16 protein-coding genes and 1 tRNA gene are annotated in these 15,756 nt (G+C 33.0%); 12 read left to right on the top strand and 5 right to left on the bottom strand.

The genetic code is table 11. The features are described from left to right. Positions 1-88: 88 nt before the first annotated feature. On the bottom strand, positions 89-1,324 hold the full coding sequence (locus tag BUB95_RS08685; protein WP_073085558.1) for a hypothetical protein: 1,236 nt from the start codon (positions 1,322-1,324) through the stop codon (positions 89-91). A 668-nt stretch (positions 1,325-1,992) separates the two neighbouring features. On the opposite strand from BUB95_RS08685, the gene BUB95_RS08680 reads away from it, so the two are divergent. Further along, on the top strand, positions 1,993-3,006 hold the full coding sequence (locus tag BUB95_RS08680; RefSeq protein WP_073085556.1) for a glutamine synthetase beta-grasp domain-containing protein: 1,014 nt from the start codon (positions 1,993-1,995) through the stop codon (positions 3,004-3,006). Positions 3,007-3,075: 69 nt separating this feature from the next. On the opposite strand, the gene BUB95_RS08675 is transcribed toward BUB95_RS08680, so the two are convergent. Next, positions 3,076-4,023, bottom strand: coding sequence for a calcium/sodium antiporter (locus tag BUB95_RS08675; protein ID WP_073085554.1), 948 nt, complete (start codon positions 4,021-4,023; stop codon positions 3,076-3,078). 167 nt (positions 4,024-4,190) lie between these two features. On the opposite strand from BUB95_RS08675, the gene BUB95_RS08670 reads away from it, so the two are divergent. The 3 genes from BUB95_RS08670 to BUB95_RS08660 all read left to right on the top strand — a co-directional run bounded on the left by BUB95_RS08670 (position 4,191) and on the right by BUB95_RS08660 (position 7,789). Then, on the top strand, positions 4,191-5,015 hold the full coding sequence (locus tag BUB95_RS08670) for a hypothetical protein (protein WP_073085552.1): 825 nt from the start codon (positions 4,191-4,193) through the stop codon (positions 5,013-5,015). A gap of 154 nt (positions 5,016-5,169) precedes the next feature. After that, positions 5,170-5,529: a BlaI/MecI/CopY family transcriptional regulator gene (locus BUB95_RS08665; protein WP_073085550.1), complete on the top strand. Its 360-nt coding sequence runs from the start codon at positions 5,170-5,172 to the stop codon at positions 5,527-5,529. Between the two features lies 1 nt (position 5,530). Next, on the top strand, positions 5,531-7,789 hold the full coding sequence (locus BUB95_RS08660) for a M56 family metallopeptidase (protein ID WP_073085548.1): 2,259 nt from the start codon (positions 5,531-5,533) through the stop codon (positions 7,787-7,789). 52 nt (positions 7,790-7,841) lie between these two features. Here BUB95_RS08660 and BUB95_RS08655 read toward each other — a convergent pair whose 3' ends face one another. Then, positions 7,842-9,872, bottom strand: coding sequence for an endonuclease (locus BUB95_RS08655; RefSeq protein ID WP_073087350.1), 2,031 nt, complete (start codon positions 9,870-9,872; stop codon positions 7,842-7,844). Between the two features lie 569 nt (positions 9,873-10,441). Here BUB95_RS08655 and BUB95_RS08645 point away from each other — a divergent pair. Continuing rightward, positions 10,442-10,594, top strand: a complete 153-nt coding sequence (locus tag BUB95_RS08645) for an SsrA-binding protein (RefSeq protein WP_073085544.1) — start codon at positions 10,442-10,444, stop codon at positions 10,592-10,594. A 155-nt stretch (positions 10,595-10,749) separates the two neighbouring features. Here the strand turns inward: BUB95_RS08645 and BUB95_RS08640 are convergent. Then, positions 10,750-10,823: transfer RNA gene (locus BUB95_RS08640), tRNA-Arg, on the bottom strand. A gap of 86 nt (positions 10,824-10,909) precedes the next feature. Here BUB95_RS08640 and BUB95_RS08635 point away from each other — a divergent pair. From BUB95_RS08635 to BUB95_RS08605, 7 genes are all read left to right on the top strand, one after another. Beyond that, positions 10,910-11,545, top strand: coding sequence for a Crp/Fnr family transcriptional regulator (locus BUB95_RS08635; RefSeq protein ID WP_073085542.1), 636 nt, complete (start codon positions 10,910-10,912; stop codon positions 11,543-11,545). 58 nt (positions 11,546-11,603) lie between these two features. Further along, positions 11,604-12,161 carry a YeeE/YedE family protein gene (locus BUB95_RS08630; protein WP_073085541.1) on the top strand — a complete coding sequence of 186 codons (558 nt, stop codon included), beginning with the start codon at positions 11,604-11,606 and terminating at the stop codon, positions 12,159-12,161. A gap of 2 nt (positions 12,162-12,163) precedes the next feature. Next, on the top strand, positions 12,164-12,580 hold the full coding sequence (locus tag BUB95_RS08625; protein ID WP_073085539.1) for a DUF6691 family protein: 417 nt from the start codon (positions 12,164-12,166) through the stop codon (positions 12,578-12,580). Continuing rightward, a complete protein-coding gene (locus BUB95_RS08620) occupies positions 12,580-13,380 on the top strand; it encodes a sulfite exporter TauE/SafE family protein (RefSeq protein ID WP_073085537.1) in 801 nt (266 codons plus the stop codon). Before BUB95_RS08625 ends, BUB95_RS08620 begins: the two co-directional genes overlap by 1 nt. Positions 13,381-13,449: 69 nt before the next feature. Further along, a complete protein-coding gene (locus tag BUB95_RS08615; RefSeq protein WP_073085536.1) occupies positions 13,450-14,856 on the top strand; it encodes an MBL fold metallo-hydrolase in 1,407 nt (468 codons plus the stop codon). 24 nt (positions 14,857-14,880) lie between these two features. After that, positions 14,881-15,078 carry a YgaP family membrane protein gene (locus BUB95_RS08610; RefSeq protein ID WP_317048459.1) on the top strand — a complete coding sequence of 66 codons (198 nt, stop codon included), beginning with the start codon at positions 14,881-14,883 and terminating at the stop codon, positions 15,076-15,078. Then, a complete protein-coding gene (locus BUB95_RS08605) occupies positions 15,078-15,350 on the top strand; it encodes a heavy-metal-associated domain-containing protein (RefSeq protein ID WP_073085532.1) in 273 nt (90 codons plus the stop codon). The genes BUB95_RS08610 and BUB95_RS08605 overlap by 1 nt, the downstream gene beginning before the upstream one ends. Positions 15,351-15,400: 50 nt before the next feature. Here BUB95_RS08605 and BUB95_RS08600 read toward each other — a convergent pair whose 3' ends face one another. Further along, a complete protein-coding gene (locus tag BUB95_RS08600) occupies positions 15,401-15,676 on the bottom strand; it encodes an ATP-dependent Clp protease adaptor ClpS (protein WP_073085531.1) in 276 nt (91 codons plus the stop codon). Positions 15,677-15,756 lie beyond the last annotated feature (80 nt).

The following is a 15,756-nucleotide window of genomic DNA, read 5'->3' as shown; positions in this document are numbered from 1 at the left end:
GATATTCCACTCCTCTCTTTTAGTTTAATTATCTATAGTTTTTCAAAAACATCTTTACGAAGTTTTTGAAGAACTTAATTTGATTTTTCTATAAATCAAATTGAGCAGTAGTAGCTACGTTAGTATCTCCTGTTTGCATGATGTTACTCATGTGACCAGTACCAACTTGTAAAGTATAAGCTTCATTACCAAAACCAAACTGATTAGTAAATGAGTAGTTTGAATCTCCGTACTGCTCAGTAATAGCTAAGTTAAAATTACCGTCTTGGAATGCCCAAGATTCGTTACCATTACCTACTTGGTACTGACCAGAACCATTACCTAAAAATGCACCACCAACTTGTGCAGCAACTGCGAAGTTATCATCACCTATTTGGTATTGCTCAGCATAGTTATTGAAAGAACCAAAAGACTGGTCTATGTAAGCATCATTACCAACACCATCTTGGTATTGAAAAGCTGTGTTATTTCCAGAAATAAATTCTTGCCATACTTGTCCAAAGTTATCAGAACCATATTGCTCCTGAGTAGAAGTATTATCTACACCAGCTTGATCACTTTGAGCTTCATTATTCATACCATCTTGATACTGTGTTGCAGAGTTACCCCAACCGTCTTGGTCAACGTCTGCATAGTTACTAGAACCATATTGATCTTGATCAGAATCGTTCATATTACCTACTTGATTAGCTACAGCTCCATTAGAATCTCCTTCTTGATACTGGTTAGCTGTGTTACCAGGCCCACCTCCAAAGAAATTATCTTGGTATACATCTGCATAGTTACCAGAACCTCTTTGCTTTTGAGTAGAAACGTGATTGTCACCAATTTGGAAAGCATAAGCGTCACTACCATTTACTTGGTTAGCTCCACTACTTTGGTCTTGTGTTGCTGTGTTATCTAAACCTAATTGTACTACATCTGCAAAGTTGTAGTCGTAACGTTGCTTTTGTCTAGATTTATTTCTTTCTCCTTGCTGATAAACATAAGCATCGTTAACTTCAGCATAACCCACACCTTGGTCTACTTTTGCATTGTTTTTAAAACCTCTTTGAGTTACAAATGCCCAGTTATCATCACCGTCTTGCTTAACGTTAGACTTGTTTTTAACACCTTCTTGGTCAACAACAGCAAGGTTAGCAACACCACCAATACCAAAGTTCTTACCATCTTGTTTAACTTTAGATTTGTTTTTGTAACCTACCTGAAGAACATCAGAAGTGTTTATAGCTCCGTTTTGATCAACATCACTGTCGTTTTGTTGAGCGAAGGCTACTCCTCCGCAAAATAATAGTGCCGCTGCACCTAAAATCACTTTTTTCATAATTTAGAAATTTAATTTAATGGATTAATTGTTAAAATTTTATCGCAACAAATTGCTGCATTATATAATGATTCAACCTAATAAAAGGTTAAAATTATATTTTACTCTAAACATTAAAACAAGCAGTAGTGGAGCGACCAAAAAATAAATCAATTCAACTACGGAATTCAATGTTTTAACATTAATGTATTTTTTGGGGGAAGGGATTTTTGGATGAGATTTCGTCTAAAAAATCTAGCCAACGGATTAATTTGTATTTAATTGATTAATAGCTATGTTTAAATTGTTTCATATAAGAAACATACAACATTACAAATCTAATCTATAAAAATTAAATAACGAAAGTCGATTAACGAGTATTTATCGTTTTTCATCGAAAATCATTAAATGAATATAAAATTCATAAATATTAAAGCTTAAAACTTAGAATTATTAATAAATTTTCAACCTTTTTTAATTAATTAAAAATAAAGTAATTACAAATAAATAGTTAGTTAGTCTTCATTTAATCTAAATACATAAAGCTTTACGAAAACCTTATAGTTAATAACTAAAGCTTTGTTGTTGATAATAATTGGCAAAAAATAAAGAAACGAAGTTAATTTTTTAATGTCTGAAAATGAAAAAAAATTATCTTTGGTCTTTCGTTAATTTAACACAACACAACAATGAGCAAATCCAAGTTAGAGTACATTTGGTTAGACGGTTACAAACCGACACAGAACATGAGAAGTAAAACTAAAGTTGAAGAAAACTTTAGTGGAAAACTAGAAGACTGCCCTATATGGTCTTTTGATGGTTCTTCTACAAGACAAGCTGAAGGTGGCTCTTCTGACTGCCTCCTTAAGCCAGTTGCCATATATCCAGACCCAGCTCGTAATAACGGTTATTTAGTAATGACTGAAGTATTAAATGCTGACGGTACTCCTCACGAATCAAACGGTAGAGCTACTATAGACGATGATGATAACGACTTCTGGTTTGGTTTTGAGCAAGAATACTTTATAATGGATAAAGACACACAGCTACCTTTAGGTTTCCCTATCGGTGGATATCCTGGGCCACAAGGTATGTACTACTGCTCTGTAGGAGGAAAAAATACACATGGTAGAGATTTTGTAGAGGAACATGCAGATTTATGTATAGCTGCTGGTTTAAATTTTGAAGGTATAAACCAAGAAGTTGCTTCAGGTCAATGGGAGTTTCAACTATTTGCTAAGGGCGCAAAGAAAGCCGGTGATGAAATTTGGATAGCCCGCTATCTACTTGATAGATTAACAGAACAATATGGCTATTATATTGAGTATCACCCAAAACCTGTTAAAGGAGACTGGAATGGTTCTGGTATGCACGCCAACTTCTCTAACACTACTTTAAGAACATGTGGTTCTCAAGAAACATATGAAAAAATATGTGAAGCGTTTAGACCTGTTGTAAAAGAGCACATGGCCGTTTATGGCGAATTCAACGATGAGCGCTTAACGGGTTTACACGAAACTGCTCATGTAGATGATTTTTCTTATGGTATATCTGACAGAGGTGCATCTATTAGAATCCCGATCATAACAGTAGAAAAAGGCTGGAAAGGCTGGTTAGAAGATAGAAGACCTGCATCTAACGGTGATCCTTATAAAATTGCTGGAAGAATTATTAAAACAGTTAAATCTGCAAATATTTCTTAATAATAAATATTTATACCAAAAAAAGCGTTTCAATTGAAACGCTTTTTTTTTATTCATAACCTATATTATCTAATTGAATGCCAGTATTACAAATACTATGTAAGCAATAAACAATAAAAATCCTTTATACCTATCAATTTTAAAACGTCTACCAAAGAAGACCAACGGAATTAAAATCGCAGCAAAACCAATCATCCAAAAAATATTTGTAGATAAAATCTTTGAAGATTCTACTGTAATTGGCTTTATAATTGCTGTTAAACCAAGCACAGAAGCAATATTAAAAATATTAGAACCAATAAGGTTTCCTAAAGAAATCGCTTTTTCTCTTTTTAAAGCAGCAATTACTGAAGCCGCTAATTCTGGAACACTAGTTCCAATAGCAATAACTGTGACTGAAATAGCGTAATCACTAACGCCGATAGATTTTGCAAGACCCTTAGCTCCGTCTACTAACCATTCTGAACCAAAATACAATCCTAAAGCACCTATAATTAACCAAATTATAATCTTAAAATTAGAAACTACAGCTAGTGAGTCGTCTATCCCTTCTAAAATAAGTGCTTTGGTTTTTTTTCTAGAATCATAAATAAGAAATATTAAAAACAGTATTAACACCACAAATAATATAAGTCCCTCAATAGCAGAAAGTATATTGTCATTCTTTAGAAAAAAATACAATCCAAATGACATTAACATAAGCATAGGCCAATTAAGCTTATAGAACTCTCGGTCTACAATCAATGGAGAAATTATTGCCGTAATACCTAAAACCAAGCCAATGTTTGCTATATTAGAGCCAATAACGTTTCCGAGAGCTATATCACTTACACCATCTAATGCTGCTTGAAGACTTACCAATAACTCAGGCGCTGATGTTGCAAAAGACACTACAGTCATTCCTATAACAAGTTTTGATAATTTTAGCTTAAAAGACAACCCTACAGAAGCCCTAACCAAAAAATCTCCGCCAATTACCAAAAGCAATAAGCCAATTAGAATGAGTAGTATATTCATGTAATTTTAGTTTTTTGCGAAGATACCATTTACTACACAAAACAATTTATAAAAATCTATTTAGCTTTAACAATTAGTTAAAATTTGACACTAAATTTTAGTTAAAAATTCGCAATTTTTCTTTGGGTCAAATAAATTTGAAACACAATCAAAAAAATCAATTAAAAATGAAATCGCTAAGAACACTAAAGAAAACAACTCGAAGTCTTCTATTTTATGTAGTAATGCTACTCTCTGTCAGTACTGCAGCTCAAAGTAAATCTAGTTACGAAACCAATGTTGAAGTTACTATCGATAAAAACACAACAGATGAAGACTTTGACGGCATAAAAGCTATGCTTAAAGACCACGATATCGAAGCTCAATTCGATAATATTCAACGAAATGAGAATGAAGAAATCACAGGTATATCTATTAAATTATCTACCTCAACAGGACAACAAACCAGTACATCATTTTCTAGTAATGTACCTATTAGTCCTATGGAATTTGGAAGTAAAAACGGGAATCTATTTGTAGGAAAAAATAGAGAAGGTCTAAATATGTTTGCTTTGTTTAACAACAATAGCTTTTCAATGCCATTTGACACGGATTCAATTTTTAAAAACCGAATGAAAGCATTTAATATGGATGACTTTTTTAATGGTAATTCAAGTTCTTTTTTCTTTAACGGAGATTCTTTAGATATGCAAGAACTTAGAAAAAGACTAGAGAAAAGTTTCAGTTTTGGTTCCAATCCATCTACTAAACGTTTCAGCTTCTTTGACGATGAAAGTAATCAAACAGCAAATTCAAAATACAAATTTGTTGACGACCCAAATAAGGAAACCATAATAGTTATAGACGGTGTAGTTTCTGACTTTAAAACATTAGACCAACTAGCAAAAGAAGATAAATTGAGTGATGTAGATGTTTTAAAACCTAAAACAGCAGTAAGTCTTTATGGCAAAAAAGCGAAAGACGGTGCTATTATTGCCACTACAAAAAACTAAGCTTCAACAAAGAATAAAATACCAAGGCGAGTGTAAGACTCGCCTTTTTTTAGTTTAAAACTAAATTTTTCGTTAAATAACTATAAAAATAGTTTGAAAACTATAAAAATAGTTATAGATTTGAAATGTATTCATCAATTTCATTTATAGAAACATGCAGAAATTAACAAACAAAGAAGAAGAAATAATGCACATCTTGTGGCGTCTTGAAAAAGCATTTGTAAAAGATGTATTAGCAGAAATAAAAGACGATAAGCCACATTACAATACGCTTTCTACCATTATAAGACATCTTGAAGAAAAAGGATATGTCTCTTATAATGCCTACGGTAAAACACACCAATACTATCCTATTATTAAAAAAGAAGATTACAAAGCTAAGTACATGAATACAGCTATAGCTAACTACTTTAACAATTCCTACAAAAATATGGTATCCTTTTTTGCAAAAGAGGAAAAAATTAGCGTAGAAGAACTTAAAGAAATTATTGATATAATCGAAAAGAAAAAGTAAAATGGATTACTTATTAAAATCTAGTGCCCTACTCCTATTAATGCATCTAGGCTATACACTTTTCCTAAAGAAGGAAACTTTTTTTAGTCACAATAGATGGTTCTTATTTTTTGGTATTGTAATAGCTTCTTTGCTACCTCTAGTAGAAATCCCTGTTTATATACCTGTAGAAACAACGGTAAACACTAATATCCCATTTGAGTTAGTATACACACCAACAGAGATAATACAAAACGAAACTTTTGATTGGTTGCAATTGCTCAGCTACATTTACATAATCGGTGTCGTTATTTTCTTAGCACAGTTTATATTTCAATTTGGTTCTTTGTTAGTATTGCTTGTCAAAAATTCTAAAAACAAAGATGGTATTTACACTTATGTTGTTGTAAAAAGTAAGATTTCTCCATTTTCATTTTTCAAATGGATAGTTTACAATCCTAATCTATTTTCAGAAGACGAACTACAACTTATATTAAATCATGAAAAAGTACATGTTCGCCAATGGCATTCATTAGATATCATAATTTCTCGATTAGCATGTGTTGCATTTTGGTTTAATCCTTTAGCTTGGTTATATCATAAGAGTATTCAGCAAAACCTCGAATATATCGCTGATGCGGAAACACAGAGAATATCAGAATCATCAGCAGAATATCAGCAACTTTTACTGAAAACAAGTATAGGAAACGCTAACATCAATCTTACATCAAATTTTTATAATTCATTAATCAAAAAACGAATCGTTATGTTACAAAAACATCAATCAAAATCAATTAATCGCTGGAAGTCATTTCTAGTTCTTCCGTTTTTCTTCATCTTTCTTATGAGTTTTAATACCAAAGAAGTATTTGTAGAAGCCCCAACAAAAACCAATGAAAGTGAAGTTATAGACACTAAAGTTGAAGTGGTTTTTACTAATAAGATGAGTGATGAGAGCCTCGATAAGATGAAAGAGAATCTTAAGAAAGAAAGTGTAGAGATGACTTTAAAGTCTTTAAAGAGAAATTCTGAAGGACTTATAAATAAAATCGATATTAGCTTCGAGTACGATGGCTCTTCTACAAGCTACAAGGCAGACACTAAAGAAGGAATAAAACCATTCCGTTTTGTAAAATTTGAAAACGGTATGGTAATGGTGGGACCTGCAAACATGGAAGTGATAGAGGTTATCGAAGAACCTGAAGTCGAAGAAATTATTGAAATTATAGAAGAACCTGTTATAGAAATTATTGAAGATAAGGAAGAAGAAATTGAAATAGAAGCAGACTCAGTCTATTTCATTAAAACAAAGCCAAAAGCCAAAGCGAGGTATGTCTTTAGAACAAAAGATAGTATTGTTGCTGGAAAACCAAAAACTGCGTACACCTTTAAGTCTAATGGTAATGTTAAGTTTAGTTCAAATAGTTTTACCATCAAAGCGGATTCTATTAATTATAAAAATACTTTCAGAATTCGCAATTCTAAAGGTAAAGACCCGATTTATATTATAAACGGAAAAGTGGCATCTAAAAAGGATTTAAAAAAGATGAATCCAAATAAGATTTCCGAAGTGAATGTAATCAAGGGTGACAAAGCAACTGCATTATATGGCAAAAAAGGGAAAGATGGTGTTGTAGAGATAAAAACTAAAGGGAAAGCTAGTAAGAAGAAGAATGCATGGCAAATCTCTAAAGTTGAAGCAACTGATGTTTTTAAAACTTCTACAAAAGCGGAACTTAATAAATTTTTAAGCACTAATAAAAAACCTTTAATCGTTATTAATGGCGATATATTAGGCAAAATTGATGTGAAAGATTTAGATTATTCGATTATTGAATCTATTTCTATAGTTGACGACAAAACTGCAACAGAAATATACGGTGCTAAAGGAGAAAATGGTATAGTAGTTATAACTACCAACGAAGCCAAAAACAGGTTTGAAAGACTACGTAATAGTAATGAAGACTATAAAGTTCAAATAAATTCTGTGAGGTTTGAAGATGATAACAAGGACAGTAAAATGGTATTACATTATATCACTAAAGACACACAAGATAAACTCATGGATACGCACAAAAAGGAATTAGCAAAAAAAGGTATCACGGTCAAGTATTCAAAATTGAAGCGGAATAAAAACGGAGAAATTGTTAGAATCAAAATTTCTGTAAAAGATAAAGATGGTAATAGTAGTGTTGGTACTTTTAATAATACCAATGGCATTCCAACGGTTAACTTTGGTAAATATGGTGATGATTTAGTAGTAAGCTCAAATCCACTTTAAACTTTATAAAATTCTATACAAAAGCCGGAACATATGTTCAGGCTTTTGTTTTTTACTTTATTACTAAACGTTTGGTTTCAGTTTTAGTATCGTCGTAAAATTTAATCAGATAAATACCCTTCGAGAGATTTAAATCCACAGTATTAGAACTATCTATATTCAAGTCTTGTATTTTTCGACCTTCAATAGAGAGTACTTCAATCTTAGTATTGGCCTCTATACCTTGAAATATAATCTTTCCTTCTGAAGGATTTGGATAAAAAGAAAAGCGATTTGTTTCAGTTTCCTCCACACTTAAAGCGCCGTTATAGACTTGCCCTACCTTATCTCCCCAGATATAATCTACTAAATCTGGCAAATCAATTAAGGGGTTTCTGTTCCGTTGCCACTCGTAAACAACATTATTCCTGTTCATTTCATAGTCATCTGGAGTATCATCTTCGTGCCATTGCAACAACACATCCAAATTTCCCAAAGTACCATCATCGTTGCTATCATTAGAGTTTGGGAAACCACTAACAACATCAAGTCCGTTATATCTTAAGTCTAAAAATAAAACACTACGAGCCACATCACCTCTAAAGCTAATGCCTATTCCATTTGCTGGGTCGACATTTGCAGGACCATTATATTCTCTTAATCCTGAAGTTGTAGAGAAATTGTTACTATAATTTGCATTACTTCTTCGACTATTTTCTGATGCATCCGCAGCTCTCAGAGCATGGGCATCAGAATTTGCATGACGTAACGAGTCTGCATTTGTGGTTATAAAGACATTTATTCCTGTAGCTTCATCATCAAAATCGTCCCAATCATTAAAACCTCCTCTGGATCTAGGAAAGGTATGCTCTCGATTCCACTTCCCGGTACTTATTCCAGAATTTTGCTGATCTAATTTTGAACGTCCCTCTTCAGTATACACCAACCAAACCTGGTTACTATTTTCAGGATTTTGGTCTGCTATTTTTAAAATATTAAAAACATCTGCATAGCTATGTGTTCTTACCTCATTTGGGTCTGCTATAATTACTTGTACAGCATCTCTTAAATCTTGTCCTGACTTTCCATTTAAACTACTGTAATAACTCACAGGTTGTGTACTAGTCACTTGGTCGTAGGTTGGATTTAATGGCGTACCCCAAGCAGCTGTTGTAAAATCGTTATCTACAACACGAACGGTAATAAAGTTATTTGAAGCAACAATTGGCTCAACTAAATCTAGAAACTCAATAACAAGTTCTTCATCGCCTTCATCATTTGGGTCATCTAAAAGAGAGATAAAGGTACTAGCTGTATTCTGACCATTAGGAATTGTAATACTTGTAGAGCCAGAAAAATCTCCTGTTGTAAAAGTTCCATTAGATAAGGAGATATTAAAGGTAACATCAGAAGTTACATTCTGGTCTGCTGTAAATGTTATTTGAAAGCTTTCGCCTTCAATGTATTGCGTTTCTGTTGTAGAAATAGCAATAGCATTAAATATAATTCCAGAACCATCATTTAAAGCTCTTGGCGTAGGTGTGTCAGGTTCAAATGTGTTGTCAGCTCTGCGCTGAAGCGAATTGGTTGTATCAGAACCCTCGAAATACTGAGTGGTTTGACCTAAAGCCATAAGCAAATCATTATCCACAGCACTAACTGAGCCAGTATCGTAGACTAAGGCATCTACAAGATTGAAACTTGTATTAGAAGTTGCTGGCGTACCATCGGGAAAGTTATCAATCGATGTCTGATAAATTGCAACGGCATCAGTCCCGTTTTGAAACAACCCATTTGTTAATAATACTTGCGGAAACGGAGATACATTAAGATTGCCTAAAACCAATAATCCGTTACTATCTGTTGTATATCCGTTTAAATCGAATGCTAAATAGCTTAAGTCATTTCCTGCAGAAGTGTTATTTCCATTAAAAAATACTAGGATGTAACCATCTGTAGAAAAATTTGGAGTAAGTGATTTTAACTCTATAAACTCTTCATCGTCAGTGCTTGGGTCATTTGCATCTAACTCATTTATCACTAAAGTTTGAGACCAACCGTAAAAAGAGGTTAATACAAACAACAAAAACGTAAAATTGCGCATATCTAATTTTTGGCAAAGATACATTTTATAAAGTCGTTTTTATGTTAAAAAATAATGATGAAATAAACTATGATAACTGTCATATTTATTTATTGATTTTAAAATTAAAAAAGATCAAACCTTCAAAAACAGCAGTTTTGAGAGTGAAATTTCCCTTGAGTTTTAAAAACAGTTCTCAAAATCCCCTTCAAATGTTTCAATTAAAAACAATATATACCATATATGATAATAAAATAAAACATAAAATAAGGAATAAAAGTTTTTATTTGAAACTAGATTCATTTTTTTACTTATAATTTCATATTCAAATTCATAGATTTTTAGAAAAGTGTTTGGCAGAAGCTTAATCACCGATATATATTGAAAACTCAATCAAGAAATTGTAGTAAAATATTAACCTTTAAAACATTAAAACCATGCTAACTATTGTCAAAGTAATTGTAGAAATTATATTCTCAATTTAGATTTAAACCAACCAATCAAAAACTTAAATCAATCAAAAAAGCAGAAAAACTTAGCACGTCGCTAAGTTTTCTTTTTTTAGATATCTTTGAATATTAACTTATATCATGAAGAAAGGTCTCTTTAAAGTTTTAGCCAGAGCAAATAAGCTTTTGCTACCATCTTTTACTAAGCAACAACTAGATTTAACTAAAGCTAAGAAATGGCAATTAGCAATTATCGGTTGGAGGGCTTATGTAACTAAGAATTCTTTAGATTAGATTAGAAAATAAAAAAAGCTCATCTGTTTAGATGAGCTTTTTGTGACCTCGACAGATTGACTTCGTCTTGACTGACAAAGCTCCGCTTTGAAAATCAAAATCTTACTAAAACAAAAAAGCAAGCTATTAGTTTTAGCTTGCTTTTGATTTATTCGTGACCTCGACAGGATTCAAACCTGTAACCTTCTGAGCCGTAATCAGATGCGCTATTCAGTTGCGCCACGAGGCCGTTTTTAAGTGGGTGCAAATATAATACATTATTTAAAAAACAACCAAACTATTTATATCAAAAGTTGAATTCACTATTTTTGATATATGGTACATACAGATACTCTTCAATCTTTCGAATATTTATTCGATTCAGTCTTAATAGGTAGTATTGCTAAAGTCGCGACCTTAAAAACGTTTAAAAAAGACGATATCATTATCGATATAGGTCAAAAGCTAAAATTTATTCCCCTATTGATTAAGGGAAATATCAAAATATTACGTGAAGATAAAAATGGTGAAGAACTCTTAATTTATGTATTAGAATCTGGAGATACCTGCGCGATGTCTTTAACTTGCTGCATGTCTAAATCTTCAAGTAAAATTAGAGCTGTAGCCGATGAAGACACTGAAGTAATTATGATACCTATAGAAAACATGCAACTATGGTTTCATACTAATGAAAGTTGGCGAAATTTTATTCTTGAGAGTTACCAAATACGCTTTGACGAGATGTTAGAGACCATTGACACGCTTGCCTTTATGAGAATGGATGAGCGATTATTTAAATATTTAACCGATAAAGTAAAATTAACTGCCTCTACTCAACTAGATATTACCCATCAAGACATCGCTGAAGATTTACACACATCTAGAGTTGTTATTTCTAGATTACTTAAGCAATTAGAAAAAGAAGGGAAGATAGAACTTGGCAGAAACAAAATAGATGTTTTAGAGTTTTAGTAACCTTTGTAACATTGACCTAGATATAGAACTTTATTTTTGTCACAAAAAATAACCTATGGATTACATTTTAGAACCCTGGCCATGGTATGTTTCTGGCCCTTTAATTGCTATTGTCATGTTCTTGCTCTTATATTTTGGAAGAACATTTGGTATGTCTTCTAACCTCCGCACACTTTGCTCTATGGGTGGCGCTGGCAAGCGCGTTGCTTTTTTCGATTTTGATTGGAAAGCCCATAGATGGAATCTCACAGTAGTACTGGGCGCTATTGTTGGTGGTTTTATTGCTCACCATTTGCTTTCTAATCCTACAGATATCGCTTTAAGTCAACAATCCATAACTGCTTTAAACGAATTAGGCTTTAAAAATGCTGGTAAATCTCTGTTACCAGATGAGCTTTTTAGTTGGGAAAATATTTTCTCCATTAAAGGCATGCTAATTTTGATAATTGGCGGGTTTTTAGTTGGTTTTGGTACGCGATATGCTGGCGGCTGTACCTCTGGACATGCAATTACAGGACTTAGTAGTTTACAATTACCATCTTTAGTTGCCGTTATCGGCTTCTTTATCGGTGGTTTAATAATGATTCATTTAATATTTCCAATCTTATTTTAATTATGAGTAAATACATTAAATTTTTTCTGGTTGGTATATTCTTTGGAATTGTATTAGTAAAATCCGAGGCTGTTTCATGGTACCGCATTTTTGAAATGTTTAAGTTTCAATCCTTTCATATGTATGGTATTATTGGCACAGCGATTACCACAGGAATCCTATTGCTATTGATTTCAAAAAAGATGAGCATAAAAACTACTGAAGGTCGTTTGATAAGAGTCCCAAAAAAAGATAGAGGTTTTAAACGATATATTATAGGTGGAAGTATATTTGGACTTGGTTGGGCACTCAGTGGCGCATGCCCTGGACCAATGTATATCCTATTAGGTACTGGCGCATTTTCTATTATTATAGTCATTGCCGCAGCAATTTTTGGAACATACATGTACGGCGTTTTAAAAGATAAACTCCCTCATTAATGGAACATACAGAGATATTAGGATATATAAGTTCTGTAATCGCAGGAATCATCATGGGTTTAATTGGTGGTGGTGGTTCTATCCTAACTGTACCTATTTTAGTATATCTACTTGGCTTTAACCCTATTGTTGGCACCGCATATTCTTTATTTGTAGTTGGCGCCACTTCAACAGTTGGGGCGTTTCAAAGTTTAAAACGTGGTCTTGTTGATTTCAAAGCTGCTTTAATCTTTGCCATTCCATCTATTATTGGCGTTTACTTAACTAGGCGCTACTTGGTTCCTGTTCTACCAGAAGTAATGTTTAATGTTGGAGATTTTGAAGTTACAAGTGGAATTTTCATAATGCTTGTATTTGCTATAGTCATGCTATTTGCAAGTCTATCAATGATATCAAATAAAACAGGTGTTGCTGAAGTCACTGATGAAGTTTTTAAATACAACCCTTACATGGTATTCTTTCTAGGATTAATGACTGGTATAATTAGTGGATTTGTAGGTGCTGGTGGTGGATTCCTTAATATCCCTGTTTTAGTGCTTTTTGTACGATTACCCATGAAAAAAGCCATAGGCACATCTCTTTTTATCATTTCAATAAAATCATTAATTGGCTTTTTAGGCGATTTAAAAACAGTTGAAATCGATTGGAATTTTCTATTAATATTCACAGCACTTTCAATAATTGGAATCATTTTTGGGCTTTACCTCTCGAAATTCATCGACGGAAAAAAACTAAAGAAAGGCTTCGGTTATTTCACCTTAATCATGGGATTTTACATTATTTGGAAAGAGCTTCTATAGCGCTATGTGACAAATGTCACATATTCAATTATATCGTTTTGTAAATTTGTATCACTAAAAAAGAAAAAAATGAAAATAGAACAATTATACACAGGATGCCTTGCACAAGGCGCATATTACATAGAGTCTGAAGGCGAAGTCGCAATTATAGACCCACTTAGAGAAACGCAACAATACATAGATAAGGCTAAAGCCAATAATGCAAAAATCAAATATATTTTTGAAACACATTTTCATGCAGATTTTGTTTCCGGGCATGTAGATTTAGCAAAGAAAACAGGCGCAACAATAGTTTATGGACCTGGCGCAACCACTGATTATGATATACATTCAGCAAAAGATAATGAGGAATTTAAGTTAGGAAAACTAACAATAAAGGTCTTACACACACCAGGACACACCTTAGAATCTTCGACTTATTTATTAATTGACGAAAACGGAAAAGACCATGCTATTTTCTCTGGAGATACTTTATTTCTTGGAGATGTTGGTCGTCCAGATTTAGCGATAAAATCTGATTTAACAAAGGAAGATTTAGCAGGAATGCTCTATGATTCTTTAAGAAACAAAATTATGCCTTTAGCTGATGACGTTATTGTTTATCCTGCGCATGGCGCCGGTTCTGCCTGCGGAAAAAACCTTAGTAAAGAAACAGTGGGTATCTTAGGTGAACAAAAGAAAACGAATTATGCCTTACGAGCAGATATGACGAAGGATGAGTTTGTAAAAGAAGTTCTCGATGGGATTGCACCACCACCGCAGTATTTTGCTAAAAATGCGATGCTAAATAAAACCGGCTATTCTACGTTTGAAGAGGTTCTTCAAAAGGGAGATACACCACTAAATCCTGAAGATTTTGAAGCTTTAGCTAATCATGAGTCTGCTTTGGTTTTAGATGTTCGTCCACAATCTGAATACGTAAAAGGTCACATCCCAAATTCAATTTTTATAGGGCTTAATGGGCAATTTGCACCATGGGTTGGCGCTCTAATAACAGATCTTAAACAGCCTATAATTTTGGTAGTACCTGAAGGAAAAGAGGCCGAAGCAGTTACCAGATTATCTCGCGTTGGCTACGATAATACCTTAGGATATTTAGAAGGCGGTATTGAAGCTTGGCAAAAATCAGGAAAAGATATCGAAACTTTAGAGTCTATATCTGCAGAAGAATTTGCTGAACGCGTAAAAAAAGGAAATATAAATATTCTTGATGTAAGAAAGGATGGCGAATATAATTCGACTCACTTAGAGGACGCTCAGCATTTTGCTCTAGATTATATTAACGACAACATGAATAAAGTAAGCAAAGATAAAACGTATCACATCCATTGTGCTGGTGGTTATCGTTCTGTCATTGCCGCATCGATTCTAAAAGCAAGAGGATTTAATAATCTTGTAGATATTGCTGGCGGTTTTGCAGCCATAAAGAAAACGGATTTACCAACTACAGATTTTGTTTGTCCGTCAACACTCTAATACCATTGAATTATGAAAAAAAACATGAACAACATCGACAAAACAATAAGAATTCTTATTGCTGTAGCAGTAGCACTACTCTACTATTTTAATGTTATAGAAGGAACATTGGCTTATGTTTTAATGGGCGTAGCTATCGTTTTTCTAATTACAAGCTTAATAAGCTTTTGCCCATTGTATAAAATTTTGGGCATTAGTACTTGTAAACTTAAGGCTAAGTAATGGGCTCAACGACGCTGAAAATACAGAATTTAAAATGTGGTGGGTGCGCTAATACTATAGTTACCCAACTTTTAAAAATTGAAGGTATTTCGGGTGTGATTGTGAATAACGAAACCGATGAAGTTTCTCTGAATTTTGAATTGGACACTCAATTAGAAAGTGTCACAAAAAAACTCTCAGACTTAGGCTATCCATTGAAAGGCGAAGCAAATACGCTTCCTAAAAAAGCCAAATCTTTTGTGAGCTGTGCTGTTGGCAGAATGAAGAAGTAAATACTTAATTTCTATGTAATAAAAAATCCCGCAATTGCGGGATTTTTTATTTATACTATCTCTGCACTGAGTCCAGCTTGCAGTAGTTTAGAACATCGAGGTTTTAAATCGTCATAAGCACCAGTCTTAACAGTACACTTTCCTTTGTAATGCACAATTATAGAACACTGCTCTGCTTGTTCTGGTGTATGGTCACAAGCGTAAATCAATGTATCGATTACGTGGTCAAAGGTATTAACATCATCATTAAACAAAACAATTTCATTCTGTTTTACAACTTCTTCTTCAACTAATAACTGTTCTTTTATTTTCTCTTGAAAATCCATGTCTATAACTATTGAGCTAATTTAAAAAATATTCAGTATTAAAACGAGCAAAAAAAACTTATTGACATTTTAAGTATGTT

The sequence above is a fragment of the Winogradskyella jejuensis genome, from assembly GCF_900129745.1.
In the GTDB taxonomy this organism is placed as follows: domain Bacteria; phylum Bacteroidota; class Bacteroidia; order Flavobacteriales; family Flavobacteriaceae; genus Winogradskyella; species Winogradskyella jejuensis.
This window is presented reverse-complemented; position numbering and strand designations above follow the sequence as displayed.

Excerpts from the sequence above, each read along its gene's own strand:
- BUB95_RS08685 (WP_073085558.1), bottom strand. The coding sequence starts at position 1,324 with ATGAAAAAAGTGATTTTAGGTGCAGCGGCACTATTATTTTGCGGAGGA.
- BUB95_RS08680 (WP_073085556.1), top strand. The coding sequence starts at position 1,993 with ATGAGCAAATCCAAGTTAGAGTACATTTGGTTAGACGGTTACAAACCG.
- BUB95_RS08675 (WP_073085554.1), bottom strand. The coding sequence starts at position 4,023 with ATGAATATACTACTCATTCTAATTGGCTTATTGCTTTTGGTAATTGGC.
- BUB95_RS08670 (WP_073085552.1), top strand. The coding sequence starts at position 4,191 with ATGAAATCGCTAAGAACACTAAAGAAAACAACTCGAAGTCTTCTATTT.
- BUB95_RS08665 (WP_073085550.1), top strand. The coding sequence starts at position 5,170 with ATGCAGAAATTAACAAACAAAGAAGAAGAAATAATGCACATCTTGTGG.
- BUB95_RS08660 (WP_073085548.1), top strand. The coding sequence starts at position 5,531 with ATGGATTACTTATTAAAATCTAGTGCCCTACTCCTATTAATGCATCTA.
- BUB95_RS08655 (WP_073087350.1), bottom strand. The coding sequence starts at position 9,872 with ATGCGCAATTTTACGTTTTTGTTGTTTGTATTAACCTCTTTTTACGGT.
- BUB95_RS08645 (WP_073085544.1), top strand. The coding sequence starts at position 10,442 with ATGAAGAAAGGTCTCTTTAAAGTTTTAGCCAGAGCAAATAAGCTTTTG.
- BUB95_RS08635 (WP_073085542.1), top strand. The coding sequence starts at position 10,910 with ATGGTACATACAGATACTCTTCAATCTTTCGAATATTTATTCGATTCA.
- BUB95_RS08630 (WP_073085541.1), top strand. The coding sequence starts at position 11,604 with ATGGATTACATTTTAGAACCCTGGCCATGGTATGTTTCTGGCCCTTTA.
- BUB95_RS08625 (WP_073085539.1), top strand. The coding sequence starts at position 12,164 with ATGAGTAAATACATTAAATTTTTTCTGGTTGGTATATTCTTTGGAATT.
- BUB95_RS08620 (WP_073085537.1), top strand. The coding sequence starts at position 12,580 with ATGGAACATACAGAGATATTAGGATATATAAGTTCTGTAATCGCAGGA.
- BUB95_RS08615 (WP_073085536.1), top strand. The coding sequence starts at position 13,450 with ATGAAAATAGAACAATTATACACAGGATGCCTTGCACAAGGCGCATAT.
- BUB95_RS08610 (WP_317048459.1), top strand. The coding sequence starts at position 14,881 with ATGAACAACATCGACAAAACAATAAGAATTCTTATTGCTGTAGCAGTA.
- BUB95_RS08605 (WP_073085532.1), top strand. The coding sequence starts at position 15,078 with ATGGGCTCAACGACGCTGAAAATACAGAATTTAAAATGTGGTGGGTGC.
- BUB95_RS08600 (WP_073085531.1), bottom strand. The coding sequence starts at position 15,676 with ATGGATTTTCAAGAGAAAATAAAAGAACAGTTATTAGTTGAAGAAGAA.